The 24,858-nt window shown below is 58.3% G+C and carries 23 protein-coding genes and 1 tRNA gene; 20 read left to right on the top strand and 4 right to left on the bottom strand.

Annotated elements, in window-relative coordinates; all coding sequences use genetic code 11:
• The first annotated feature begins 55 nt into the window (after positions 1-55).
• The 13 genes from hisH to P0111_08890 all read left to right on the top strand — a co-directional run bounded on the left by hisH (position 56) and on the right by P0111_08890 (position 11,870).
• Entirely contained in the window at positions 56-664 is a 609-nt protein-coding gene (gene hisH / locus P0111_08830) for an imidazole glycerol phosphate synthase subunit HisH (protein ID MDF0644123.1), read from the top strand.
• On the top strand, positions 661-1,410 hold the full coding sequence (locus tag P0111_08835) for a hypothetical protein (protein ID MDF0644124.1): 750 nt from the start codon (positions 661-663) through the stop codon (positions 1,408-1,410). The genes hisH and P0111_08835 overlap by 4 nt, the downstream gene beginning before the upstream one ends.
• Before the next feature lie 3 nt (positions 1,411-1,413).
• Positions 1,414-2,142 (top strand): 1-(5-phosphoribosyl)-5-[(5-phosphoribosylamino)methylideneamino]imidazole-4-carboxamide isomerase, encoded by a 729-nt coding sequence (hisA, locus tag P0111_08840; GenBank protein ID MDF0644125.1) that lies wholly within the window; start codon positions 1,414-1,416, stop codon positions 2,140-2,142.
• A 201-nt stretch (positions 2,143-2,343) separates the two neighbouring features.
• Positions 2,344-3,126: an imidazole glycerol phosphate synthase subunit HisF gene (gene hisF / locus P0111_08845; protein MDF0644126.1), complete on the top strand. Its 783-nt coding sequence runs from the start codon at positions 2,344-2,346 to the stop codon at positions 3,124-3,126.
• On the top strand, positions 3,123-3,818 hold the full coding sequence (hisIE, locus tag P0111_08850; protein MDF0644127.1) for a bifunctional phosphoribosyl-AMP cyclohydrolase/phosphoribosyl-ATP diphosphatase HisIE: 696 nt from the start codon (positions 3,123-3,125) through the stop codon (positions 3,816-3,818). Before hisF ends, hisIE begins: the two co-directional genes overlap by 4 nt.
• Positions 3,811-4,155, top strand: coding sequence for a histidine triad nucleotide-binding protein (locus tag P0111_08855; protein MDF0644128.1), 345 nt, complete (start codon positions 3,811-3,813; stop codon positions 4,153-4,155). Before hisIE ends, P0111_08855 begins: the two co-directional genes overlap by 8 nt.
• Before the next feature lie 214 nt (positions 4,156-4,369).
• Complete coding sequence (gene dnaG, locus P0111_08860) at positions 4,370-6,175, top strand: DNA primase (GenBank protein MDF0644129.1); 1,806 nt, start codon at positions 4,370-4,372, stop codon at positions 6,173-6,175.
• Positions 6,176-6,177: 2 nt separating this feature from the next.
• The gene (rpoD, locus tag P0111_08865) at positions 6,178-7,986 is read left to right on the top strand and encodes an RNA polymerase sigma factor RpoD (protein ID MDF0644130.1); all 1,809 of its coding nucleotides are present in this window, start codon (positions 6,178-6,180) and stop codon (positions 7,984-7,986) included.
• 129 nt (positions 7,987-8,115) lie between these two features.
• Positions 8,116-8,192 (top strand) — tRNA-Ile (locus P0111_08870).
• 60 nt (positions 8,193-8,252) lie between these two features.
• Complete coding sequence (locus P0111_08875) at positions 8,253-9,029, top strand: C4-type zinc ribbon domain-containing protein (GenBank protein ID MDF0644131.1); 777 nt, start codon at positions 8,253-8,255, stop codon at positions 9,027-9,029.
• Between the two features lie 131 nt (positions 9,030-9,160).
• A complete protein-coding gene (gene gmd / locus P0111_08880) occupies positions 9,161-10,168 on the top strand; it encodes a GDP-mannose 4,6-dehydratase (protein MDF0644132.1) in 1,008 nt (335 codons plus the stop codon).
• Positions 10,165-11,136 carry a GDP-L-fucose synthase gene (locus tag P0111_08885; GenBank protein MDF0644133.1) on the top strand — a complete coding sequence of 324 codons (972 nt, stop codon included), beginning with the start codon at positions 10,165-10,167 and terminating at the stop codon, positions 11,134-11,136. The genes gmd and P0111_08885 overlap by 4 nt, the downstream gene beginning before the upstream one ends.
• Positions 11,137-11,384: 248 nt before the next feature.
• A complete protein-coding gene (locus tag P0111_08890) occupies positions 11,385-11,870 on the top strand; it encodes a tetratricopeptide repeat protein (GenBank protein ID MDF0644134.1) in 486 nt (161 codons plus the stop codon).
• A gap of 228 nt (positions 11,871-12,098) precedes the next feature.
• Here the strand turns inward: P0111_08890 and P0111_08895 are convergent, their stop codons facing one another.
• A complete protein-coding gene (locus tag P0111_08895; GenBank protein ID MDF0644135.1) occupies positions 12,099-15,776 on the bottom strand; it encodes an aldo/keto reductase in 3,678 nt (1,225 codons plus the stop codon).
• Positions 15,777-15,966: 190 nt separating this feature from the next.
• Here P0111_08895 and P0111_08900 point away from each other — a divergent pair, with 190 nt between their 5' ends.
• The 3 genes from P0111_08900 (at position 15,967) to rnd (ending at position 19,328) form a co-directional block, all read left to right on the top strand.
• Entirely contained in the window at positions 15,967-17,409 is a 1,443-nt protein-coding gene (locus P0111_08900) for an NAD-dependent malic enzyme (GenBank protein ID MDF0644136.1), read from the top strand.
• Between the two features lie 123 nt (positions 17,410-17,532).
• Positions 17,533-18,120 carry a J domain-containing protein gene (locus tag P0111_08905; protein MDF0644137.1) on the top strand — a complete coding sequence of 196 codons (588 nt, stop codon included), beginning with the start codon at positions 17,533-17,535 and terminating at the stop codon, positions 18,118-18,120.
• 8 nt (positions 18,121-18,128) lie between these two features.
• Positions 18,129-19,328, top strand: a complete 1,200-nt coding sequence (gene rnd, locus P0111_08910; GenBank protein ID MDF0644138.1) for a ribonuclease D — start codon at positions 18,129-18,131, stop codon at positions 19,326-19,328.
• Positions 19,329-19,505: 177 nt separating this feature from the next.
• On the opposite strand, the gene P0111_08915 is transcribed toward rnd, so the two are convergent.
• Positions 19,506-19,856, bottom strand: coding sequence for an arsenate reductase family protein (locus tag P0111_08915; protein MDF0644139.1), 351 nt, complete (start codon positions 19,854-19,856; stop codon positions 19,506-19,508).
• A gap of 92 nt (positions 19,857-19,948) precedes the next feature.
• Here P0111_08915 and P0111_08920 point away from each other — a divergent pair, with 92 nt between their 5' ends.
• Positions 19,949-20,320: a hypothetical protein gene (locus P0111_08920; GenBank protein MDF0644140.1), complete on the top strand. Its 372-nt coding sequence runs from the start codon at positions 19,949-19,951 to the stop codon at positions 20,318-20,320.
• 10 nt (positions 20,321-20,330) lie between these two features.
• Here P0111_08920 and P0111_08925 read toward each other — a convergent pair whose 3' ends face one another.
• Entirely contained in the window at positions 20,331-20,717 is a 387-nt protein-coding gene (locus P0111_08925) for a hypothetical protein (protein ID MDF0644141.1), read from the bottom strand.
• Positions 20,718-21,083: 366 nt separating this feature from the next.
• Between P0111_08925 and P0111_08930 the strand changes: the two genes are divergently transcribed.
• Positions 21,084-22,220 (top strand): citrate synthase, encoded by a 1,137-nt coding sequence (locus P0111_08930; protein MDF0644142.1) that lies wholly within the window; start codon positions 21,084-21,086, stop codon positions 22,218-22,220.
• 133 nt (positions 22,221-22,353) lie between these two features.
• Complete coding sequence (locus P0111_08935) at positions 22,354-22,806, top strand: Hsp20/alpha crystallin family protein (GenBank protein MDF0644143.1); 453 nt, start codon at positions 22,354-22,356, stop codon at positions 22,804-22,806.
• A 55-nt stretch (positions 22,807-22,861) separates the two neighbouring features.
• Here the strand turns inward: P0111_08935 and P0111_08940 are convergent, their stop codons facing one another.
• A complete protein-coding gene (locus P0111_08940) occupies positions 22,862-23,080 on the bottom strand; it encodes a hypothetical protein (protein MDF0644144.1) in 219 nt (72 codons plus the stop codon).
• A gap of 92 nt (positions 23,081-23,172) precedes the next feature.
• Here P0111_08940 and P0111_08945 point away from each other — a divergent pair, with 92 nt between their 5' ends.
• Complete coding sequence (locus P0111_08945) at positions 23,173-24,630, top strand: class II fumarate hydratase (protein ID MDF0644145.1); 1,458 nt, start codon at positions 23,173-23,175, stop codon at positions 24,628-24,630.
• Positions 24,631-24,858 lie beyond the last annotated feature (228 nt).

Consider the following 24,858-nt stretch of genomic DNA (forward strand, 5'->3'; position numbering starts at 1 on the left):
AGGCCCTTTGCATCCACGAGCGGATTGAAGGGCGGACTGACGCGGGACTGAGATCATGATCGCCATCATCGACTACGACATGGGTAATCTCCGCAGCGTCTCCAAAGCCTTTGAGGCTGTCGGGCACCGGGCTGTGGTGACGCGCGACGCGAAGCTGATCGACGATGCCACCCGGGTCGTCTTGCCCGGTGTCGGGGCATTCGGTGATTGCATGGCGAACCTCGAGCGGTACGGCCTGGTTCAGACCATTCGAAAGAGTATTCAGTCCGGGAAGCCCTTTCTCGGGATTTGCCTCGGACTGCAGTTGCTGTTTACGGAGAGTGAAGAGTTCGGTCGGCACGAGGGGCTCGGCATCATTCCCGGCAAGGTAAGGCGGTTTGCGGCCGGTCCGGCCGTCAAGGTACCGCATATGGGATGGAACCAAGTCAATTTTCGGACCGCCTGTCCTCTGTTCGATGGAATTCGCGACGGGGCGGACTGGTATTTTGTCCATTCCTATTTCGTCGATCCGGTAGATCCGTCGATCATCGGTACGACGACGACGTACGGGATTCCCTTTGCTTCGAGTATCTGGCGTGACAACGTCGTCGCATGTCAGTTTCACCCGGAGAAGAGTCAATCCGTCGGATTGCGTTTGATGAGGAATTTCGGGGTCTGGAAGTGACGCGGCTCCGCAGTCGTCAATGGGGACTGACGCTCGTTGCAGCGGTGGCGCTCGTGACCGGGGCGGCTTGCAGCGGCGCCAAAGTGACGACTCAGAAATCGAGCAGCCTGCCCCGCTATCAGATCCGCACATTGGTGCTCCTTCCGTTCGGAACGCTGCATACTCCCCAGATACGGGATGAGGGCAATCAATACATGTCGACGCCGCGAGGGGCTCGAGCCTCCGACATTTCAGTCGGCGTCCAGTCAAACGTGGAACCTCAATTGCGGCAAACGGTGGTGGTGCCGGCTTATGCGGCCGACAAGGTGACGCAGTTGTTTTGGATCAGGTTGCGGAATTTGAAGGGAGTGACCGTTCTCTCACCCTCGCAAAGCTCCGCGTCCACGACCTCGGCCCGCCAGTCCGCCGATCTTCCGCATGTCCTACCGGAACAGGCCGCCGCTGATGTGGCCAAAAAGGTCGGCGCGGACGCCGCGCTGTTGGGACAGGTGTCCGTGTATCAGGAGCGAGTCGGCAGCCGGCTCGGCGCGAATCCTCCGGCATCTGTCGGCTTCGAACTCAAAGCCGTCGCGACGGACGGACATGTGCTGTGGGTGGGGAACTACTACGAACGCCAGAAGCCGATGACGGAGGATTTTTCCGGCTTCATCCATCATGGCTGGGGGTTCGTGACCGTCGATGATCTCACACGTTACGGGGTGGAGGAGCTCATGAAGGTCTTCCCGTTCGGTTCGACGGAGGAATAGGGCATGCTCGTCATTCCGGCCATCGACTTGAAGGACGGGCGCTGTGTCCGTCTGCGGCAAGGCGACATGGCGGCCGAGACAGTCTATTCGGAAGACATTCCTGCCGTCGCCCGCCGGTGGCAAGCGCAGGGTGCCGCCGTCATCCATGTCGTGGATCTGAATGGTGCGGTCGAGGGAGAGCCGAGAAACCTTCCGCAGATCGAACTGGTGATGCGGCACGTCGATGTCAGGATACAAGTGGGCGGAGGCATCCGGAACATTCAGACCGTGCGTCGCTATCTGACGTCCGGCGTGTCGCGCGTGGTCCTCGGCACCGCGGCGCTCACGGATCGTGCCTTTCTTGAGCAGGCTTGCAAGGAATTTCCCCGGCGCATTCTTCTCGGACTCGACGCGCGAGACGGCAAGGTGGCCATCAAGGGGTGGACGGCCGTCTCCGGCCGTCTGGCCACGGATGTGCTCAAGGAGGTGTCGGGCTGCGAACTCGGCGCCGTGATCTATACCGATATCGCCCGTGACGGAATGTTGGTTGGGCCCAATCTACGGGCGCTGCAGGAAGTGGTCGAACGTTCCTCCTTTCCGGTTATTGCGTCGGGCGGTATCACCAAACTTGAGGATCTTGTGGCGGTCCAAGCCCTGGGTCCTTGCATCGAGGGAGCGATCGTGGGGAAGGCCCTCTACGATGGCAAGCTGGATTTGTCTTCGGCGATTGCCGCCGTAGGCGCAGGAGGTTAAGACTGAGGTTGAGTCGGACGCGCTAGTGTTGCGCCCATGAAGGTCGTTCGTGGTGAGCCTGTCGAACCATGAACGGAACTCCTTGAAAGTGGGCGCCCTTCGACCGGCTCAGGCCCACGGATTATTACCGGAACTTGCGGGACACAACACAAGCTTTTTTCTTCAATCTGATCTCGACCTGAACCTGTTCCAGAGCGAGTTATGCTGACCAAGCGCATCATTCCCTGCCTCGACGTCAAGGATGGGCGCGTCGTCAAGGGCGTCGGTTTCGTCGATCTTCGCGATGCCGGCGATCCGGTTGAAGTCGCGACAGCCTACGATCGCGAAGGCGCTGATGAACTCTGTTTTCTCGATATCACGGCATCGCACGAAAACCGCAAGACGATTCTTGATGTCGTGGAACGCACGGCTGCCCGTGTCTTTATGCCCGTGACGGTCGGAGGCGGGGTGCGGACGGTCGAGGATATCCGGGCGTTGTTGAACGCAGGCGCGGACAAGGTCAGTATTAATACGGCCGCGGTGCAGCGACCCGAGTTCGTAAAAGAGGCCGCACAACGGTTCGGCACGCAGTGCATCGTCGTGGCGATCGATGCGAAACGCCGTGACGATGGTGCCCGTTGGGGAGTCTTCACGCACGGCGGTCGAAATGCCACCGTGCTCGATGCAGTCGAATGGGCCAAGCAAGTGGAAGACTACGGAGCCGGAGAAATTCTCTTGACCAGCATGGATGAAGACGGGCGGCAAAGCGGATATGACCTCGGATTGACCTCGGCAGTCTCGGAGACGGTGTCGATTCCCGTGATCGCGTCCGGGGGAGTCGGGACATTGGAACACCTGTACGAGGGCTTCGTTAGAGGCAAGGCGGATGCGGTGCTCGCTGCGTCGATCTTTCACTTCCGGACGTTCACGATCCCGCAAGCCAAGGCGTTCTTACGAGGCCGCGGCCTTCCCGTGCGGATCGTCCAGGAGTTGGAAGGCGGATGATGATGGGTGGCTCCTCGACCACGGGATTGAAGTTCGATGAGCAGGGCTTGCTCCCGGCTGTCATCCAGGACTGGCTGGACGGAACGGTGCTGATGTTGGGCTATATGAATCAGGAGGCCATCGGGAAGACGATCGCGACGAGATCGGTTCATTTCTGGAGTCGTTCCCGACGGTCGCTGTGGGAGAAGGGCGAAACGTCCGGGCATAAGCTGATCGTGAAGGATCTATTCATCGACTGCGACCGGGATACGATATTGGTCAAGGCCGAGCAGGTCGGGCCTACGTGTCACACGGGCGAACGCGCGTGCTTCTTTTCCAGACTCGATGCTCACGGGCGACCTCAAGCGGAGAGGACGTCGGCGGCTGCCGGCGGGATTCTGGACGCGGTGTTGCGGACAATCATGGAGCGTCGGACCGACCCGCAGGCCGGGTCCTACACGACGAAGCTGTTTGAAGGTGGGCACGACAAGATTCTGAAGAAAGTTGCGGAGGAAGCCGGCGAGGTGCTCATTGCGGCCAAAGGGGGCAAGAAGGATGAGATCATTTACGAGACGGCGGATCTGTTCTTTCACACGTTGATGGTTCTCGGATATCACCACATTACGCTGCAGGAAATTTTGATGGAATTGGGGAGGCGATTCGGCAGGTCCGGGCTCAGATCGGCGGAATCAGGAGGAGCAGAGCATGGGTGATTGTCTTTTTTGCAAGATCGTCGACAAGAAGATTCCGGCGGCGGTGGTTCACGAGGATGATCATACTCTGGCGTTCGATGACATCAATCCCCAGGCTCCCGTCCATACGCTGGTGATTCCGAAACGGCATATCGATTCGGTTCATGTCCTCGACGCGAGGGATGAGGCGTTGCTCGGGCGACTCTTGGTCAGTTGTAATCAGGTCGCTAGGCTGAAAGGATTGACCGAGGCCGGGTTCCGACTTGTCGCCAATACCGGGAGAGACGGCGGTCAGACGGTGTCGCATCTCCATTTTCATGTCATGGGCGGCCGGCGCATGACCTGGCCGCCCGGGTAAATGAAGAAAGGCCGAGGGTCGGTGTTGGACCAAGGAACCGACGTGATGGATTAAACCTCCTGTTCCTTCCCTCAACTTACGCCTCAAGCTGAACCTCTCGCCGTGACATTGACAGATTTCCTTCCCGTCTGTTAGGGTAACCGGTCAATTTTTCCGATCACTTACGTTCGACCGACCTGCCAGTTTAAGGCGGGAAAGAGGAGCCGCGACTCCCGTGGGCCGAGGCCTGATTTCTGAGGACATCATCAATCAAATCAGGGATCGGGTCGACATCACGGAGATTGTCGGGCAACACGTGAGCTTGGTCAGGGCCGGCCAGAATTTGAAGGGGTTATGCCCCTTTCACCAGGAAAAGACTCCCTCGTTTACCGTCAGTTCTTCTAGACAAATGTTTCATTGTTTCGGCTGCGGCGCCGGGGGCAACGTCTTTACTTTTCTGACCCGCATCACCGGCGGAAGTTTCCCCGAAGTCGTTCGAGACCTGGGATGCAAGGTTGGCATCGACGTTCCGGACACCGCGGATTCTGGGCCCGCCCAGGCTCAAAATGCTCGCCTCGAGTTGCTGAACCGAAGCGCCGCCGCCTGGTTTCACCGAAATCTTCGCGATGAGCGTCTTGGCGAGGAGGCGCGTGAGTATCTTCGCAGGCGGGGGATTGAGCAACCCACGATCGACCGTTTTGGGGTTGGTGTGGCACCGGGAGAATGGGACGGGCTGCTCAAGGCTCTGGCCAAGGAAGGATTTCAACAGACCGAACTGGCAGCCGCCGGATTGATCATCGGGCGCGACAACGGGTCCGGATTTTACGACCGCTTCCGTGCACGGGTGATGTTCACGATCTCCGATCTGCGCAAGCGCATCGTGGGATTCGGGGGACGGGTCCTTGGCGACGGCACCCCAAAATATCTGAATTCACCGGACACCCCGCTGTTCAAGAAGGGGCACACACTTTTTGCCTTGGATCTGGCGCGCGAGGCTATCGCGCGGACCAAGACCGTGATCGTCGTCGAAGGATACTTTGATGCCATCGCTCTGCATCAGGCGGGGCTGATCCATACCGTTGCCACCTTGGGAACCGCTCTGACGACCGATCATATTCACGTGTTACGCCGGTTTGCGTCAAACGTCATACTGCTCTTCGATCCCGATCCAGCCGGTGTCCGTGCCGCATTGCGAGGACTTGATCTGTTTGTGAACAGCGGGCTCGGCGTCAAAGTCGTGTCGCTTCCCGTGGGCGAAGATCCAGACACGTTCGTCCGGTCATGCGGTCCGGAGGCGTTCGCGCGGCTGGAGGAACAAGCACCGAGCCTTCTGGATTTTGCACTTGAACAGAGTCTGCAGTCGGCGCAGGGAGGCACGGTGGAAGGTCGGATCCGGAGTGTGGACGACGTGTTGCGGATTCTCCAGAAGAGTGAACATCCGATCGAACGGGAAGAGCGCATGAGAATCGTCGCCGAGCGTCTCGGCATCAATCAACAACGCTTGATCGAACGATACCCCGCGTTGGCGTCGCAGGACAAGCGGCGTCCGCCCGGCGGCAAGCCTGAGGGGCGTCCCGCACCGCTCTGGAGGGGAGCGCCTGAAGAGCGCGATGTGGTGTATTTCCTGCTGCAGGGGCAATTGTCTCCTCTCGATGTGCGGCGACTTCGGCCTGAAACGTTTACGGTATCGGCCTGTCGAACCTTGGTCGAGCGGGCGTTGGCGCATGTCGGTCAGGACGGCCGAGTGGGATTGCAGCATCTGCTGGATACGGTCGCCGACGATCCAGAGTGCGGCCCCCTGGCGACGGAATTATCCATGCTGGAGCAGCACTTCGACGATGTGCGTGCGCACTTGCAGGATTGCCTTGATCGGCTCGATCGAAAATATGCGGAAGCGGCCTTACGGGAGCTGATCGTGAGGCTCAAGGCCGCTGAGCGCGACGGACGAACGGAAGAAGCGCGCGCGCTCAATGTGCAAGTCAATGAACTGCGGTTGCGGAAAGCCGGTCAGCCGCCTGTCCTGTCATTGGTCAAGGAGTAAGCATGCCGAAACAAGAATTGCTCGTGGAAGTCAAGAAGCTCATTTCCATCGGAAAGGAAAAGGGGTTCTTAACCTATGACGAGTTGAACAGCACGTTGCCGGCTGAGGTCGTGTCGTCGGAACAGTTCGGCAGCATCATGACGATGTTTGGAGAAATGGACATTGAAATCGTCGACGCCCCCGAAGGGAGCGAGCGCCAGGCAAAAGCCCGCGATCGTGAGGAAGGGAGCGACGAAGGCGAGGAAGGCGACGGAGGGGAAGAGAACGAGAAGGAAATCGACTTGACGCCGGGCGCCCTGAGCCGGACGGACGATCCGGTCCGCCTGTATTTGAAGGAGATGGGCAGCGTCGCGCTACTGAGTCGCGAAGGCGAGATCGAAATCGCGAAGCGGATCGAAGAGGGCAAGCGGGACATCGCCTTTGTCATCTACGGCATGCCCATGACCATCGAATTCATCCTCTCCCTTCGCGAACAACTGAAGGCCGGCAAAATCGACGTTCGGGAGATCGTGCCCATTGTCGAAACGGAAGAAGATTTCGAGGAAGAAGAAGTTGAAAAAGACTACGAGGAATTGCGGGTCAAGACGCTGGACGGGTTGAACGCGGTCCGCAAAGTGTCGACGTCCTTGAAGGGGCTTTATGAAAAGTCGCGGCTGGCGGCCAAGGATCCCGTCAAACTGAAGAAGATCAAGAAGCAAATCGACGCCATCCGCGAGCAGGTCGTCGACAAGATGGAGGCCGTCAATCTGCACGGCGTGCTCAAGGATCGTATGGTTCAGCGCGTCCGCGAGATGGCCATCCAGATTCGCACGGCCGAGCGTGAGATTGTCAGCTGTCAGCGGCGATTGGGTGTGGGTGGTGAAACCGGCAGCGAACTGCTGCGTAAGCTGTGTCGGGAGCGGAAGGATGTCTTGACGGTCAAGCGCAAGACCGGGGTGTCCGACGAGATTCTTCAGGACATCAAAAGAGTCTATCAGGCGGCACGAGCGAAAATACGGCAGCTCGAAGCCGAGGAAGCGCTTGTATCCGGTGAAGAAGTCAAGGACGCCGTCAAACATCTGGACGTCGCAGAAGAGAAGGTCAAACGTGGTAAGGCCGAGTTGGTTGAGGCGAATCTTCGACTCGTCGTCAGCATCGCCAAGAAATATACAAACCGCGGCCTCCAATTCCTGGATTTGATCCAGGAAGGCAATATCGGCTTGATGAAGGCGGTGGACAAATTTGAGTACAAGCGCGGATATAAGTTCAGTACGTACGCCACATGGTGGATTCGGCAGGCGATTACGCGCGCGATCGCCGATCAGGCGCGGACAATCCGGATACCGGTGCACATGATCGAGACCATCAACAAGCTGATCCGCACGTCGCGTCATCTGGTGCAGAAGCTGGGGCGTGAACCGACGCCGGAAGAAATCGCCGAGCGGATGGATCTCCCGCTGGACAAGGTTCGCAAGATCCTGAAGATCGCTCGGGAGCCGATTTCCCTCGAGACGCCGATCGGAGAGGAAGAGGACAGCCACCTGGGCGATTTCATCGAGGACAAAAAGGCCATTTCACCTCTGGAGGCGGCCATCCGTTACGATCTCCAGCGCCAGATCAACAGCGCGTTGGAAACCCTGACGCCGCGCGAGGAGAAGGTGCTCCGTAAACGGTTTGGGATCGGTGAAGCGACGGACCATACCCTCGAGGAAGTCGGTCAGGATTTTGAGGTGACAAGGGAACGCATCCGCCAGATCGAGGCCAAGGCCTTGCGGAAATTGCGCCATCCGAGCCGGAGCAAGAAGTTGCGGAGCTTTGTCGAAAGCCTGTAGGGACAGAGCGCCAGCATTATTTGACTCCGTCTCGACTGCGGCCTAGAATCGACCTGAAGGTCGAGGTTGAGGTCAAGGCTGAAACTGACTTAAAACTCGACCTTGACCTGAGTGTGGAATTGTTCGGATGGGCCCATAGCTCAGGTGGTTAGAGCGGCTGACTCATAATCAGCTGGTCCTAGGTTCAAGTCCTAGTGGGCCCACCAAAGGGATCAGCAACCGGCGGATCCATTTCGTTTCGGCGACTGACTTGATTTAGGAGAGCATTGAACCAGCGTCTTTCCTCCCTGATCGAATTGCAGAAGCTGGATCTCCGTATTATGGAGATCTGCGAACAACGCCGAAAAATCCCCGATCGATTGCATCAGCTCGAAACGCCGTTGCGCGACGCTCGTCAGTTGCTCCAAGAGACAGTGGTCTCGATGGAGGTTGCGGTCAAGGAGCGTCGAGGATACGAACGGGATGTGGAAGCTCAGGATGCGCACAACGACAAGATGCGTGCACGGCTCTCGGAGATCAAGACCAATAAGGAGTATCAGGCGCATCTCTTCGAGCTGCAAATGGCCAATAAGAAGAAGTCCGAAATTGAGGACAAGGTGTTGGCCTGCATGGAAAAGATCGAGGAGCTTCAACGAACGATGAGGGAGGCGCAGGAACGGGTTGAGGCGGTGGAACGTACGTTCGCAGAGGAAAAGCGCGTGCTGGATGAACTCGAAGGACGACTCTCCAGTGAGCTTGCGGAACTCGATGTCCAACAACGTGAATGCGCGACCCATGTCGATCGTGGGCTTCTCGATCGCTATACCAAGCTGAAATCCGCGAGGAAAGATCAGGCTCTCGCCGCCATCAAGGGCGGCATGTGTACGGGATGTCGCCTCCAAATTCCTCCCCAGTTGGTGGCGGAAGTCAAACGTTCGCAAGACCTCCATACCTGCCCCTATTGTCATCGGATGCTCTATTGGGAGGGAGAGCCGACGACGGACAGCAAGCCTGCGACTGAAACCGCAAAAGATAGTTCCCTGGAAGTCGGCGAGTCTGTCTGACGTCCGACGCGAGGCCGCCATCAGGACGAACGAGAGTCTCAATCAGCGTTCGTCATCTGCGTGACAAGTTTTCTATCTGTGGACTTTGGTGGTGGTTCGATCAATAATCCCGCATAACCAGGAGTCCACTCGTGAAAAAAGCGCTCATCACCGGTATCACCGGTCAGGACGGATCGTATCTTTCAGAATTTCTGCTCGCGAAGGGATACGAAGTCTACGGCATTATCCGCCGCTCCAGCTCCTTCAATACGGGCCGCATCGAGGCGATTTATGAGGATCCCCATGTCCCGCACCGACGGCTCCATCTTGTGTACGGCGATCTTAACGACGCCAGCTCGTTGAATCACATATTGAGGACGGTGCAACCGGATGAGATCTACAATCTGGGAGCGCAGAGCCACGTGCGAGTCAGTTTCGACATCCCGGAATATACGGGAGAGATCACCGGATTGGGGACGATTCGACTGCTTGAAGCCATCCGTGAGTCCGGCCTCAGACCGAAGTTCTACCAAGCCTCCTCGAGTGAAATGTTTGGAAAGGTTGTGGAAGTTCCGCAGCGAGAGACGACGCCGTTCTACCCTCGTAGTCCCTACGGAGCGGCCAAAGTCTATTCGTATTGGATCACGGTCAATTACCGTGAGGCGTATAACTTGTTTGCCTGCAACGGGATTCTCTTCAATCACGAATCGCCGAGACGAGGGGAGACCTTCGTGACCAGAAAAATCACTAAGGCGGCTGCGCGCATTAAGCTGGGTGTTCAACGGGACCTGTTTTTGGGGAATCTCGATGCCAAACGCGATTGGGGGTTTGCAGGCGATTATATCCAGGCTATGTGGATGATGCTGCAGGCCGAGGCCCCTGATGACTACGTGATTGCCACGGGGGAAACCCATACTGTGCGGGAAATGCTGGAGCTGGCCTTTGACCGGGTGGGGGTGGATTGGAAAAAGCACGTGAAGATCGACGAGAAGTACTACCGTCCCACCGAAGTGGACTTGCTCATCGGCGATGCCGGTAAGGCGAAGCGGGAGTTAGGCTGGGAGCCAAAGGTCCGATTCGAGGAGCTTGTGGCGATGATGGTCGATGCCGATCTCGCAATGGAACAAGAACGGTTGGAGGGCGTCAGGCCTAAGAAATGATCGCTTCATCGGTATTTTGGGAGAACAAACGTGTGGTCGTCACAGGAGGGGCCGGTTTTCTCGGCTCATTCGTCGTGGCCCAGCTGCAGGCGCGAGGGTGCTCGCTGGTGATCGTCCCGCGCAGCCGCCAATACGACCTGGTTCAGATGGCGGCGGTGCAGCAGCTGTATTCAGATGCCAGACCGGATGTGGTGATTCATCTGGCGGCGCGAGTCGGCGGCATCGGTGCGAATCAAGCCAACCCGGGAAGATTTTTCTACGACAACCTAATGATGGGGACCCAACTCATCGAGGTCGGGCGCCAACGAGGAATCAGGAAGTTCGTTGCGCTTGGAACGATTTGCGCGTACCCGAAGTTTGCCCCGATTCCGTTCAAGGAAGCCGACATCTGGAACGGATATCCCGAGGAGACGAACGCTCCCTATGGTCTGGCTAAGAAGATGATGCTCGTTCAGTCGCAGGCCTATCGACAGCAGTATGGCTTCAATTCGATCGTCCTGTTTCCTGTCAATCTGTACGGTCCACAGGACAATTTTGATCTTGAAACCTCGCATGTCATCCCCGCTCTTATTCGCAAGTGTACACAGGCAAAGGAGGCCGGGAGCAACTCCTTTACATTGTGGGGAGACGGTTCTCCCAGCAGGGAGTTCTTGTATGTGGAAGATGCCGCGGAAGGCATCTTATCGGCCGCAGAGCTGTACGACGGAGATTTACCGGTGAACTTGGGAACTGGAGAAGAAGTGACGATTCGCAATCTTGCCGCGTTGATTGCTGATGAAGTCGGATTTACCGGACGCATCGAATGGGATGCGACCAAGCCCAATGGGCAACCGCGACGATGCCTTGATGTGAATCGAGCGAAACAGCTCTTTGGATTCAAGGCTAGACATCATCTCCGTGACGGACTTCACAAGACAATCGTATGGTTCTTAGATAATCGTCACGCATTACGCGAGGTTCGTTTTTAGCGACCGACATCGAGCCGAGCTTCATGATCCCCCTCTTTCTGCGCGCTTCAAGCTAATTTTGTACGATTTGCCCTTCGGTTGTGCGATTTCACCCATCGGATTCTCGCCTAACTCCTTGACGGTCCGCGGCTTCGTGATCGTATAGCTTGGTCCAACTCTTGCTGATCTGTACCTGTCCGACTGCGAATACAGATCCTCAGTTGCGGAGTCTATGTCTCATGTTCGTATCAGCACCGCCGGAATGAACAATGACCGAAAGCTCGGGGGAAACGACCGTCGAGGCAGCAGAATGGTATGAGCGCGGAATCGCACTCAAAAAGGCCGGTCTCTTCAAACAAGCCATTGATCAGTTTGAAAGAGCAACCGATGATTCTCGGTATGCGCTGAAAGCGTATGCGCAGATCGGACTCTGCCACAAGTCGGTCCGCCAGTACGAAGAAGCAGTTGGCGCGTTTCGTAACGCGTTGAAGTCGCCGATTGCCTCAATCAGAGAGACCGTGCAGCTGCTGTACGTCCTCGGGCGGACTTTGGAATCGCTCGGTCGAATCGACGAGTCCCTCGAAGCCTACCGCTGGCTTCGGCGCGAAGATCCACGGTTCAGAGACGTTGTCATGCGGATTGAAGCGTTGAGTATCAGGAGACCATTGAACCTGAACGATCGGTCTCGCGTCAGAAACCCTTTGGCGAAACAAGCTCTACAGGTCTGGGAAGGTCTTCTGCGACATACTCGGTAAACAGTTCCCCATCCTGCATATGCTCCCGAATCGCTCGTGAACTCTTCGCGGGTTCAGACAATCATCAGTCAACGTGGTACATCACAGGAGACGATCCGCTATATCGACCAGCAGCCGTCGATGGACGACAAGCAGGGAGCAGGTCGGTCTTGTCACACCTGTGGAGACTCGCGCAGACGATAGGAGCGATTCCTCATTCGTTGTCAAGTAACGAACACGGCGAGATTGTCATGGTGCTGGCCGTAGTCGGTCGTAGATCGGATATACCTGCTCCAGGTTGGCCCACCGAAGTACCTCAAGAGAGTCTTCTACATAGGCCTTCGACCGCATGCCGTTCAGCACGCATGTCACGCCAGGCGTGCTGCTCACGATCCAGAGGGCCTTGCGGGACAGCGACTCGCTCCATCGGCTGCGCGGGAGAAGGGGATCGAGCGCGGTTGTGACTGCCAGCCTTCGTCGGCGGCTTATCTCCGTCGCGTGACGCCGCAGACCCCGAAGCAGAGTCAGGAGCTCAGGAACATAGCGTTCCTGCCACTCCTCCCATCGGCCGGCCGCCGCTCGGGCTATCAGACGCGGGATCGCCTGCATGACCTGGTTCACATGAGGTGCGATCACTTGGTGCTCGATCTGCTCCCACTGCTCGAGCCCTTGGAGGCGCGCGCCCAAAGGTTTCAGCTCGGCCGCCCAATTAAAAAAGTCGGCCGGCGACATGCCCTGCTGTGGATTGGAGATCAAGGGTGCCAGTGTTTCGCGGTACTCCTGCTCCAATCGGTCTACGGTGTTCACCTGGGTATCGAGATCGACGAGGTTGCCTTCAAGCGGAAGGTCCGCGAGCCGTAGCATCCCGCCTTTCGGATCGGTCATGGCATTCAACGGGCGGTTTGCCAAAACCGCCAGCCGGCTTTGCCGGGCCAAACTGAGCACCGTTTCTTGTTGGTCTCTTCCGGTATTTACTGTCCGAAGCGGGCCGGCTTCAAACAGATTCATGGGACATTGCAGCACCGCGAAGTGATGCTGTGATTGTCCCTGTGAAGCCGCGGCCATCTCTGCTGCAGCGAGAAAGCGCGAGAGCGACGTCGCATCCACGGTGCCTGCGTCGGCCGCGACCGTATTGGAGGAAATGCCATACCAACGGATTCGACCGATCGCCACTTGTGATTCGAAAAAGGCGAACGCCTGCTGCACCCGCTGATAGAATCGATCGCGCGTATCGTGCAGGTTCGCGCCTTCATGGCGTGCCGCCTCGGACAGGAAGTATTCAGGATTGTGCAGCAGGCAGACATCCAACGCTTGCAGACCCAGCCGATCGAGCGAGTCCGTCAGCTGGTCGGCCAGAAACTCAGGATCGATACAGTGCCAGATTCCCTCGCCGTACTTGACCATGTCCGAATAGGGCTTGCCGGACTGCTCGCGAGCCGTCGCCTGGGCCAAGGTCTGACCCTGGACGTATCCGATCTTTGAGACCACAATGAGTTCGGTACGGGCCAGTGTCTGTTCTGCGCTCAGCCGTCGCAGCACGAAACCGATGGCGCGCTCGCTGTCGCCGTCCATATAGTTGGTCGATGTATCGATCAGGTTCACCCCGTTCTGCAGCGCCATTTCCAGGGCGCGACTGAATTCCGGATCGCTCGTGTCGATACGGTAGGTGCCGAATCCGAGTTTGGAGACGGTCAGACCGGTGGCGCCGAATGGGACATAGCCGTTCTCAAAGCCACCGGATGCACTTGGGCGATTGACCTGCCGCGCCGCATACCTGGCCGTTCCTTCTGGTGTCGCGAAGCCGCTCAGAAGCGGTCCGTTCAAAAACCGGGCTCCGGTATCCTCCGGCGAAGCCTGCTGAGCCGCTCGGATGGCGTCGGCCGCTTCGCGAGGATCTGTGATAGGACGCCTGCAGGCAAAATTCCGGCACAGGTAGAGCGCCGCGTTTCCGTTGACCGCGGTCTTACCCGACAGGAGTGGATGAGCCGATGTTCCGTCCTCCTTTTGCGTAACGGCAAGAATCCGGTTGGGCAGGTAGATCGAGTGCAGCGCGTCCGCAAAGCTCTGCAATCCTGGGTCGTCCTTCCGACCCACCAGTGCAACCTCAAGAGGACCTTCCGTCAGAAAGTCGACGACCGCCAAACTCTTGGCGAAGGCCTTGGGATATCGGGTGATCTGCTTTCCGTACGCGCGGATGGCGCTGACGGCCGCCTCGCGAAAGTCCTGTCGGTCGCAATGATGCGCGAGTCTCGCGAGCGCGAAGGCCGCTACGGCGTTTCCGCTGGGTGTGGCGCCGTCCGGCCCTTCCCGGCTCCGCAGAATCAGCGCTTCGTGCTCTCGTGAACTCGTGAAAAACCCACCATGCACCTCGTCTTGAAACGACGTCAGGATCTGTTCGCCGAGAGATCGCGCTGCCGATAGGTAGCAGTCCATACTGCATGCTTCGAACAGGTCGATGAGACCCTCCGCAAAAAAGGCATAGTCCTCGAGGACGCCGTCAAGATGGGCCTGCCCGTTGCGTGATGTTCGCAGGAGACGCCCTGCCATCGTCCGGTGAGTAGCCAGCAGGAAATCGGCGGCCCGGCGGGCTCCTTCGATGTATCGGGGAACATCCAGCACGCGGCCCGATTCCGCCAGTGTGCCGATCATCATCCCGTTCCACGCGGTGATCACCTTGTCGTCAAGTCCGGGAGGTTGCCGTTGCGCCCTGGCTCGATACAGGAGGGGACGACACCGGTCGATGGTGTCCTGGAGAACCCCGGTGGAGACCTGGAGTTCCCTCGCCACCTCCTCGATCGGCCGCAACCGATTTGGAATGCTCTGATGTTCCCAATTGCCGTCTTCTGTGATGTCATAGCAGGCGCAGAATAGCCTCGCGTCTTCCTCGTTCTGCACAATGTCCCGAACTTCAGACGGGGTCCATACGAAAAACTTTCCTTCGACACCTTCCGAATCCGCGTCGGTGGACGAATAGAAGCCTCCAGCCTTGTCGGTCATTTCCCGCAACACGTAATCGAGCACCTCCTCGACAATCGTACGATAGGTGGGTTGTCCGGTGACCTGAAAGGCCTCCAGATACGAGCGGGTGAGGAGGGCATTGTCATAGAGCATCTTCTCGAAGTGCGGAACGAGCCACCGTTCGTCTGTGGAATAACGCGCGAACCCTCCGCCGATTTGGTCGTAGATCCCGCCGGCCGCCATGGCGTCGAGCGTCCTCGTGACCATCTGAAGCGCTTTCGGATCGCCGGAACGCCTGTGGCAGCGGAGCAACAAGGATAGTCCGGCGGCCGGGGGAAATTTGGGGGCCGAGCCGAATCCGCCGAAACGGGGATCGAATTCGTGGTTGAACTCGCGCACCGCCTCGGTCAGCGCCGCATCGCCGACGGTCATGGGAAACGTGGTTTGTGCATCCTGCCTCAAGCGATCGGTCAGTTTCCGCGCTTGCTGGCGAAGGTCACCTTGGTCCTGTTCCCAGGCCTCGGCGATTTTCTTCAGTAGGGTAGGAAATCCCGGACGTCCCCACCGATCATCCGGAGGGAAATAGGTTCCCGCAAAAAACGGTTCCTGTTCAGGGGTCAGAAAGACCGTCATCGGCCAGCCCCCTTGGCCTCGATTGAGCCCTACGGTGGCCTGCATGTAAATCTCATCGAGGTCGGGGCGTTCCTCCCGATCCACTTTTACGCACACGAAGTGCCGGTTCATCAGTGCGGCGATCGATTCATCCTCGAACGATTCCCGCTCCATAACGTGGCACCAATGGCAGGCGGAATACCCGATCGACAAGAGTATCGGACGATTCTGCTTCCTCGCGAGTTCAAGCGCTTCCGGTCCCCAAGGGAACCAATCCACGGGATTGTGTGCATGCTGGAGCAGATAAGGGCTGGTTTCGTGGATCAACCGATTGGGAGCCCGCGATGGTGAGGACATGGCGTCACCTTAGCATTCCGTGGAAGAGGGGATCAATCAAACAAAGAAGGAGTTCGGTGCCACCGCATTCGAATGCAAGCGGAGCTCAGGGCCTACACTCGCTCCGGTGTCGCGCCGGCAGATGCCGACGATCGCGATGCGCGTTATGGTATTCTCTTCATTGGCGCCATCATCGTAGTATCGGGTGACAATGAACGATATTGGTCCCTATTCCAACTACCGCCTAACCGTCCGCCTCGAACTCGCCAACAAGCCTGGCATGTTCGCAAATGTCGCAGCCGTTCTGGCCATGGAAGGTGCCAATCTTGGCGCAGTGGACATCGTTTCGGCCACCGCAGCCTACATGGTTCGGGACGTGACGTTCGATGTTCGAGATGAGGCGCACGGAGAGCATGTGCTTCTGCGTCTTGGAGCGCTTCCGGACGTGAAGGTGCTGTCGGCGTCCGATCGGATTTTTCTACTCCATCTGGGAGGGAAGATCCACGTGCAGAGCAAGATGCCGGTCAATACCCGCAATGTCCTGTCCATGGTCTACACTCCCGGAGTCGGACGAGTCTCGCAAGCTATCGCCAAGGACAGATCCAAAGCCTATGCCTTTACCACGAAGAGCAACAGCGTGGCCGTCGTGACCGATGGCTCCGCGGTTCTTGGCCTCGGCAATTTGGGTCCGGAGGCGGCCTTACCGGTCATGGAAGGCAAGGCTATGCTGTTCCGGGAATTGGCCGGCATCGACGCGTGGCCGATTTGTCTCGATACGCAAGATGTGGATGCGGTCGTGCGGGCGGTTCAAGCGATTGCGCCGGGTTTCGGCGCTATCAATCTTGAGGACATCAGCGCGCCACGCTGCTTCGAGATCGAGCGGCGTCTGAAGGAATCGCTGACCATTCCGTTGATGCACGACGATCAACACGGCACGGCGGTGGTGATTCTTGCGGCTCTCACCAATGCGCTCACGGTCGTCTGCAAGGCGATCGAGGATGTGCGGGTCGTCGTCAACGGTCTCGGAGCCGCCGGCACGGCCTGCTGTCGAATGCTGCTGGCCGCGGGAGTGTCCCATCTGGTGGGCTGCGACAAACCGGGGATCATTCTGCAAGGGGATGGTGAGCGCCTGCGTGCCTGCCGTCAGGACCTCTTGTCGTGCCTGACTCCGCTTCAGCCGGCCGGCACTCTCCAAGAAGCCCTCAGGGGAGCCGATGTGTTCATCGGTCTGTCCGTCGGAAATCTGTTGAAGGCCGAGGATCTCGACCTGATGGCGTCGGACCGGATCGTGTTCGCAATGGCCAATCCTGATCCAGAGGTGACGCCGGAGTTGGCCGCCTCGCATTGCCGCATTTTCGCGACGGGCAGGTCGGACTTTCCCAATCAGATCAACAATGCTTTGGCGTTTCCTGGAATGTTCCGCGGCGCGTTGGATGTGCAAGCGACGGCGATCAACGAACCGATGAAACTTGCCGCGGCCAAGGCGCTGGCCGAGACGATTCCCCGCACGACGTTGAGCGAAGACTACATTATTCCCAGCGTCTTTGATAAGGAAGTGGTGCCGAGAGTGGCCAAGGCGGTCTCGGCGGCTGCGCACGATACCGGGGTTGCACGGCGCCGCAATCGGATCAGCGATCAGTTCTCTCCGATCTGAACGGGACTCCATCTCCACGCTTCTGACGGCTGCGACGCCTGTGCTACAATACACGGCGTTTGCAAACCCAACGGGGGCCGCATGCCGTTCTCGGCCGGCAAATACATGAAATTCAGGAGCGGGATGCAAAAGCGCATTGGTTCGCTCCGGTCGAAAACCGAGGAAAGTATGGACTGTGCCGTGGATACGATGATGCAGGAACGGATTGACAGCTACTTTCGAGTTGAACAGGGACTGGACGAAATCGTCAAGTCGCTGTTCCAGATCGAGGAGGAATTGGAGAGGATTTCCGATCTGTCTGGGGCCATGCGTCTGGAGTCCCGGCTGGAATTCGTGGAAGACCGCTGGGACGATTTGGACAGCGAGATCCGGGAACGTCCGCGGCGGCGGCGGCGGAAGCTCAACTTGGCGGACATGTTAAAGGCCGCGAGCGGTGGGGGCGGGGACCTCTCGCAGGGGACCGGAGTGAACAATGCCGTGGATGCCTATGCCATCATGGGAGTCGAGTTTGGTAGCTCACTGGCCGATGTCACTGCGGCGTTTCGTCACAAGGCCAAGCAACTCCATCCCGACGCAAACCAGGGCGATCGCAGCTCTGAACCGGAACTCCGGCGCATGTTGGAAGCCTACCAATTTCTCAAGGAATATCTCAGCCTCACCAACACCGAGCCGATGAAGCCTCCGGATCGGCCGTACAGCCCCGCGGAATGAACCAGCGTGTGACCACACTAAGCGAGCCAGGCTACATCACCACTCGTGCGGCTCTCGAACGGCTGTGCCATCAGCTGCAGGCGAGTGCGGATCTCGCACTCGACACGGAGTTCGTGGGAGAAGACAGTTTCGTTCCTAAATTGGAACTGATTCAAGTCGCGTCGCACGCCGTCTCCGCCGTCATCGACTTTCCCGCCGTACAGGCAGAGGGTCCGCTCGACGCCCTCTGGGAACTGATCTGTAATCCGCGTGTGAACAAGATCGTGCATGCCGGGCGGCAGGATCTGGATCTGTTCGCACTCCATGCCGGGGAGATTCCAAAGCCGTTTTTCGATACGCAAGTTGCCGCCGCCATGTTGGGATTCGGCGCACAAGCCGCATACGCCAATCTTGTGCAACGCATCGTCGGCACCAAGCTGGCCAAGGCCCACACGTTCACCAACTGGAGCGCGCGACCGCTTTCGCACGATCAGATCGCCTACGCCGCCGAGGACGTCCAGTTCCTGCTGCCGATTCATGCGCATCTGGTGAGGAAGCTTTCGACTTTGGGTCGATTGGATTGGGTCCATGAAGAGTTCGCTCGTCTTGAATCCGTAGTGGGCGAAAAGAGCCGGGATCCGCTCGAACGTTACCAGCGGATTCGAGGGTGGGATGGCCTCAAGCCCAAGTACGCCGCCGTTCTACGTGATCTCGCTGCCTGGCGAGAAAGCGAAGCTAAACGGCGCAATGTGCCGCGAGGACGAGTGCTGAGGGATGAAGTGCTGTTGCAATTGGCTCGGCACCCGCCGAGGACGCTGAATGAGATCAAAACCCTCAGAGGGGTGCACAGCTCCGAGGTTGAACGCAACGGCGAGCACATCTTGAAAACGGTTGAACGCGCGCTGGCGTTGCCTCCCGCGTCCTGGCCACAGGTGCCGACGGAAAAGCGATCGGAACCGGAGTCCATCGGAATCGTCGAGCTCCTTCAGGCTGTCCTGAAGGCTCGGGCAGCCGAAGCGGAAATTGCTCCCACTCTGCTGGCGACCACTGCCGACATTCAAGCGCTGGTCGAGGCCAAGGAGAAAAAAAGCGAGATTGCTCTCCCGCTGTTGCGCGGGTGGCGTCGCGAGGTGGCGGGCGCCCTGATCCTGCAGGTGGTGAACGGTGAGGTGGTGGTGCGGGTGAGCCGGACGGGGACGTTGCTGTTCACGCCGGACGGTGCGGCGTGATACGGCAGAGCTGGTGCGTATGAAGCCGGTTGCCTGAGCGACTTGAGATCCTACTCGGATCGTACGCGAGCGCTGCCGCCGAGCTGGGAAGATCGGCCGGCACCCGGCATGGCTTCTTCTACCCCGAGAATCAAGGAGCGACGACGTGCGTAGGTGCCCGAGAACATTCGGCGGAGTCTACAGCAGTTGTGCGATTCGGTCGGCGGGCCTGGCCAAGAGAACCGTATCGCCGGTTTCCACAATCGGGCGTTGAATCAAGTCGGGGTGCTTGATCATCAAGTCGATGAGTTCATCGTCGGGCAGGTTCTTTTTGGCCAGGCCGAGCGCTTTATAGACATCCTCCTTCGTCCGCAGCACCTCGCGAGGTGCTAGTCCGCCTTTCTTCAGCAACGCCCTCAACTTCGCCTTCGTGAAGGGCGTCACATAGTAATTGACGGTCTTGAACGGTTTTCCGCTGTCTTTGGCCAGTTGAACGGCTTGGCGGCAGGTCGAGCAGGTCGGTTTCTCATAGATGATGATGTCGGGCATGTCGACTCCTCATGGTTGAATTGGTGATCGCTTGACGTCATTTTTCCCGCTATGGTACATGCTAAAGAGTTGCGGGTGCGTTCGTCTTTGCCATGCCCACTGTCGGTACCAGCTCGAGCGGTCAGTTCTCCTGTGCGACCACCAATCAGCGCACGCTGCGCGATCTCCGCATCAAACGCAAAGGGCAACCGGTGTTCGTAGTCGGGCATCTTGTCGATCGAAAAGGACAGGAGGCCGCTTTTGAGGTGTTCAACGATCGTCTCGCCGTCGTAAAATTTTCGGACGGGGCGATGATCGGATATGACCCCTTTGAATTGCTATTGCCGACGGACATCGATCAAGAGGGCACGCCTTACTTCGAAATTCGAATCTGCCGTCTCTGCGAGCAGCTGTTTCCTTTAACGGAAGAAGAGTGCGATGCGCCGGAAGAACCCACGAGTTGCTTCGGTTGTCGGGCAACGTGATCCCCATCCCTCAATCCACCAGTGGCGCGATTTCGATGGCTTTCTTGATGAGGCAATCTCCGGCAAACGATTGCAGCGTCATCGGGAGCATGCTGGCATCGATCACCCGGACGGTCAGCACCTTGTATCCGTCGGCAGCTTTGGTGCCTTCGATGCGGAGCGCATGACAGATCTCCAGTTTTTTCCAAATCAGGTTGTTCAAGATGGCGTCGGACGCCAGCAGTTTTGTGTCGGAGACTGTATCGCTGATCGAGGCCTTGACCGCGACGCGGGATCGATCCTTGGGCGGAGCGCTGACTACGGCGAATATCAGCAATTCGTCGTTGCCGTAGCCCACACCTGTGCCGCCGACGAACAGAGCCGCACCGAGCACCGCGCAACACAGTATCGCCTTCACCCGTATCTCTCCGTTTGCCGATCGATCACGCCGGAGTTGCCGGCGACCGCGGAGCGCTGATGAGGGGAACTCGCCGGGGGCCGGCCGTGACCAAACGTGTAGGTGCCGACGGCCTTGATCGTCTGACGTTGGAGTGGGTCCGGTCGATGTCCAGCGAGAGATCAGCGTGGGAATAAGAACGAGAGTACCGAGAATTACCATCGCCCACAGCGGTGCCGTAGTATGCGCGTCCTGCACTTCACGACTGAACGCAGTATGCCAAGTGAAGTAGATGATTGCAAGGTGCCGGCTCTCGCATCGCCGACACCGAATGGACGGATAGGTAATCGCTCACACCAATAGCCAATCGCTCAAGTAGGAGAGGCCATGCCCCACGATTTCATGCCGGGTCTTGCCGGCGTCCCGGCCGCCAAGTCGGCCATCAGCGATGTGGACGGTTCCCGCGGCATTCTCGAATACCGAGGTATCCGGGTCGAGGAACTTTGCGCCAAGTCCTCCTATCTGGAAACCGCCTACCTCCTCCTGTTCGGCCATCTTCCGTCCCAAGGCCAATTGGCCAAGTGGACGGAGGATGTGACGCGTCATCGCCGGGTGAAGTTCACGATCATCGATTTGATGAAGTGTCTGCCGGAGCACGGCCATCCGATGGACGCGCTCCAAGCCGCCATTGCCGCGCTCGGCATGTTCTATCCGGGCCGCAACGTGAAGGACGTTGAGAACAACTACTGGTCGTCGGTTCGTCTTGTCGCCAAGCTTCCGACGATCGTCGCTGCGTGGGCTCGGCTGCGCCGGGGAGATGAGGCGATCGCGCCGCGCGACGACCTCGAGTTCAGCGAAAACTTCCTGTACATGATGACGGAATCGGTCCCTCCTCCAGTGTGGGGCGAGATATTCGACGATTGTCTGATCCTCCATGCCGAGCATACGATGAACGCCTCGACATTCACCGGAATGATCACCGCCTCGACGCTCGCCGACCCCTATACCGTGGTGGCTTCCTCCGTCGGGTCGCTCAAGGGGCCGTTGCACGGCGGAGCCAATGAAGAAGTCGTCCAGATGCTGAGAGAGATCGGCGCTCCCGATCGTGCTCGTGAGTTTGTCGTTCGACGTCTGGCCAATAAACAGAAGCTGATGGGGTTCGGTCATCGCGTGTACAAGGTCAAGGACCCGCGGGCCGTCATCCTGCAATCGCTTTGCGACCGGCTGTTCAAAGCATGCGGCTCTTCGCCGCTCTACGATGTGGCCATGGAGGTCGAGCGGACCGCGGCTGAGCATCTGGACGGGAAGGGGATTTACCCCAATGTTGATTTCTATTCCGGAATTCTCTACGACAAGATGGGAATCGACGTGGATCTCTTTACTCCCTTGTTTGCCATGGCGCGTGTCTCCGGCTGGTTGGCCCACTGGCTGGAGCAGTTAGGCGAGAATAAGCTGTTTCGTCCGGACCAGATCTATTCCGGTGAACACAACCGTTCCTATGTGCCGCTCAGCGAGCGTCCTTGAGCCATTGTTGTCGCCCTCCGTCAAGTGGATGTCCCTCTTGACTTGACGTCTATCCGAGTTATCTCTCAACCGTGAGCGGAATTCAGCGTGGCGCCACAATACGCTAAACCACATGATGACAAACAGGAGGTCTATGATGGCTCTTGTACGATGGGATCCGTTCCGCGAGTTGGAAGATATGTCGGAAAGATTGAACCGTGTGTTTGCACGTCCCGCAGCGCGCGTCAGCAATGGCAAGGAGGCCTTGACTGTTGCGGATTGGATGCCGACTGTTGACATCAGTGAGACCGACGGGGAGTATCTGATCAAGGCAGAACTGCCGGAGGTGAAGAAAGAGGATGTCAAGGTCACGGTCGAGGACGGCGTGCTGACGTTGCAGGGCGAACGCCGTCAGGAAAAGGAAGAGAAAGGAAAGAAGTTCCATCGGGTCGAACGCTCTTATGGGAGCTTCGTCCGCAGCTTCACGCTGCCCGAGTCCGTGGACGACGGGGGAGTGAAGGCGGAGTACAAGGACGGGGTGCTGGCCTTGCACCTTCCCAAGACGGAACGAGTGAAGCCGAAGGCCATTGATGTGAAAGTTGCCTAAGACCCACGACTAACTGTGTCCAGGGGGGAAAGGCCCGTCTACAGGACGGGCCTTTTCATTTTCTATCCTCCCGCATCACCAATTCCCACGATTCCTTGTCAAGCTGGTGCCGCAGGACATACCGCTGACCGTCGTCCGCTCGTACGCGGAAGTAGCAGTGGGCATCTGTATACCACCGATCGAGGATGTCTGTGACGACGCGGTACATCTTCCCGTGCGTGAACGAACGGGGCGTGTCCTCGCCTTTATCACCCGCATAAGCGTCTACAATCACGTGAGCGGAACTCATGACCCTTGTGTCGAGTAAGGGGGGGAGTTTATCATGGCGCCCTCGTAAGTCAGAACCCTCATGACGGAGTCGAACCTATGAAGCAGACACACGACAGCCATCCTACGGATCCCGAGCCATCTGCCGGGGCCATGAGAATCGAGCGCGACACCATGGGTGAACTGGCCGTGCCGGCTGACGCCTATTACGGCGTGCAGACCGCGCGGGCGGTCGAGAATTTTCCCATTAGTCCATTGCGCATGCCGCGGTCCGTCATTCGGGCCATGGGACTGATCAAGCGGGCAGCCGCGTCGGTGAACCAGTCGCTCGGGTTACTTGAACAGCGTCATGCCGACGCCATCAGGCAAGCGGCCACGGAAGTGGTGGAGGGGAAGCTCGACGACCAATTTCCAGTCGATATCTTCCAAACGGGGTCGGGAACGTCGACGAATATGAACACGAACGAGGTCATCTCCAATCGGGCCACAGAATTGCTCGGCGGTGCACGGGGCAGCAAACTCGTGCATCCGAACGACCATGTAAATCTCGGTCAGTCGAGCAACGACGTGATTCCGACCGCCATTCACATCGCGGCTGCGGAGTCGATGCAGCGGCAGCTGCTTCCCGCGCTGTCCCGGCTGCACAAGGCCCTTGAGGATAAGGCACGGGCGTTCGACACCGTCGTCAAGATCGGCCGCACGCATTTGCAGGATGCCACGCCTGTGCGGCTCGGTCAGGAATTCGGCGGCTATGCCAGACAGATTGAGCTGGGGATGACTCGAGTGAAGCGGGCGCAGGAAGCTTTGAGCGAGGTGGCGCTCGGCGGGACGGCCGTGGGAACGGGCTTGAATTGCCATCCCGAGTTTTCCGGCAAGGTCATGGCCATCATTTCCCACGAGACCAGTTGCCGGTTTCTGGAGGCCGATAATCATTTCGAGGCGCAGTCTGCTCAAGATTCATTGGTCGAGGCGAGCGGAGCGTTGCGGACGGTCGCTGTCAGCCTGATGAAGATTGCCAATGATATTCGCTGGCTTGGGTCCGGTCCCCGTTGCGGCCTCGGGGAAATCAGCTTGCCGGAAACACAGCCTGGGTCGTCGATCATGCCTGGGAAGGTCAATCCCGTCATCGCCGAATCCGTCACGATGGTCTGCGCCCAAGTGATCGGCAATGATGTCACGGTGACCGTCGGCGGGCAGGCGGCGAACTTCGAGTTAATCGTCATGTTGCCGGTGATGGCCTACAATCTTCTCCAGTCCATCGAGTTGCTGGCGACTGCTTCCAATAACTTCGCGGTCAAGTGTATCGAAGGCATCACGGCGAATGAAGAGCGTTGCAACAGCCTGATAGAAGAGAGCTTAGCCATGTGTACGGCCCTGGCGCCTGAGATCGGTTATGAAGCGGCGGCGAAATTGGCGAAGGACGCGTTCAAGTCCGGAAAGACCGTGCGTGAGGTGGCCCAAGAGCAAAAAGTCCTTCCTGAGAAGCGCCTGACCGAACTGCTCGATCCCTGGCGGATGACCCAACCAGGAGGACCGGTTGGGAGCGCCGGAGGTTGACGATGTGGAGCTGCGGCGAATGGATTGCCGTGGCGACCAGTCAGAGTCGCCAATAACTCGCTCACGGCTCCGAGCTTTTCCCCGGAGCAAAGGTTGGGGGGCCGATTGTACGTCGTGGCGGGTCAGACGCTTGCGCTCGCGCATCCGTGTAGTCACCATTTTGACAGCACTGGAACCGCTATGCTAAAGTCCGCGGAACTTTTGAGGTTCTAGACCATTTTTGTCCCT

Origin of the sequence: Nitrospira sp. (assembly GCA_029194535.1) — a bacterium.
In the GTDB taxonomy this organism is placed as follows: Bacteria; Nitrospirota; Nitrospiria; order Nitrospirales; family Nitrospiraceae; genus Nitrospira_C.

Excerpts from the sequence above, each read along its gene's own strand:
- hisH (MDF0644123.1), top strand. The coding sequence starts at position 56 with ATGATCGCCATCATCGACTACGACATGGGTAATCTCCGCAGCGTCTCC.
- hisA (MDF0644125.1), top strand. The coding sequence starts at position 1,414 with ATGCTCGTCATTCCGGCCATCGACTTGAAGGACGGGCGCTGTGTCCGT.
- hisF (MDF0644126.1), top strand. The coding sequence starts at position 2,344 with ATGCTGACCAAGCGCATCATTCCCTGCCTCGACGTCAAGGATGGGCGC.
- hisIE (MDF0644127.1), top strand. The coding sequence starts at position 3,123 with ATGATGATGGGTGGCTCCTCGACCACGGGATTGAAGTTCGATGAGCAG.
- P0111_08855 (MDF0644128.1), top strand. The coding sequence starts at position 3,811 with ATGGGTGATTGTCTTTTTTGCAAGATCGTCGACAAGAAGATTCCGGCG.
- rpoD (MDF0644130.1), top strand. The coding sequence starts at position 6,178 with ATGCCGAAACAAGAATTGCTCGTGGAAGTCAAGAAGCTCATTTCCATC.
- P0111_08885 (MDF0644133.1), top strand. The coding sequence starts at position 10,165 with ATGATCGCTTCATCGGTATTTTGGGAGAACAAACGTGTGGTCGTCACA.
- P0111_08890 (MDF0644134.1), top strand. The coding sequence starts at position 11,385 with ATGACCGAAAGCTCGGGGGAAACGACCGTCGAGGCAGCAGAATGGTAT.
- P0111_08895 (MDF0644135.1), bottom strand. The coding sequence starts at position 15,776 with ATGTCCTCACCATCGCGGGCTCCCAATCGGTTGATCCACGAAACCAGC.
- P0111_08900 (MDF0644136.1), top strand. The coding sequence starts at position 15,967 with ATGAACGATATTGGTCCCTATTCCAACTACCGCCTAACCGTCCGCCTC.
- P0111_08905 (MDF0644137.1), top strand. The coding sequence starts at position 17,533 with ATGCAAAAGCGCATTGGTTCGCTCCGGTCGAAAACCGAGGAAAGTATG.
- P0111_08915 (MDF0644139.1), bottom strand. The coding sequence starts at position 19,856 with ATGCCCGACATCATCATCTATGAGAAACCGACCTGCTCGACCTGCCGC.
- P0111_08920 (MDF0644140.1), top strand. The coding sequence starts at position 19,949 with ATGCCCACTGTCGGTACCAGCTCGAGCGGTCAGTTCTCCTGTGCGACC.
- P0111_08930 (MDF0644142.1), top strand. The coding sequence starts at position 21,084 with ATGCCCCACGATTTCATGCCGGGTCTTGCCGGCGTCCCGGCCGCCAAG.
- P0111_08935 (MDF0644143.1), top strand. The coding sequence starts at position 22,354 with ATGATGGCTCTTGTACGATGGGATCCGTTCCGCGAGTTGGAAGATATG.
- P0111_08945 (MDF0644145.1), top strand. The coding sequence starts at position 23,173 with ATGAAGCAGACACACGACAGCCATCCTACGGATCCCGAGCCATCTGCC.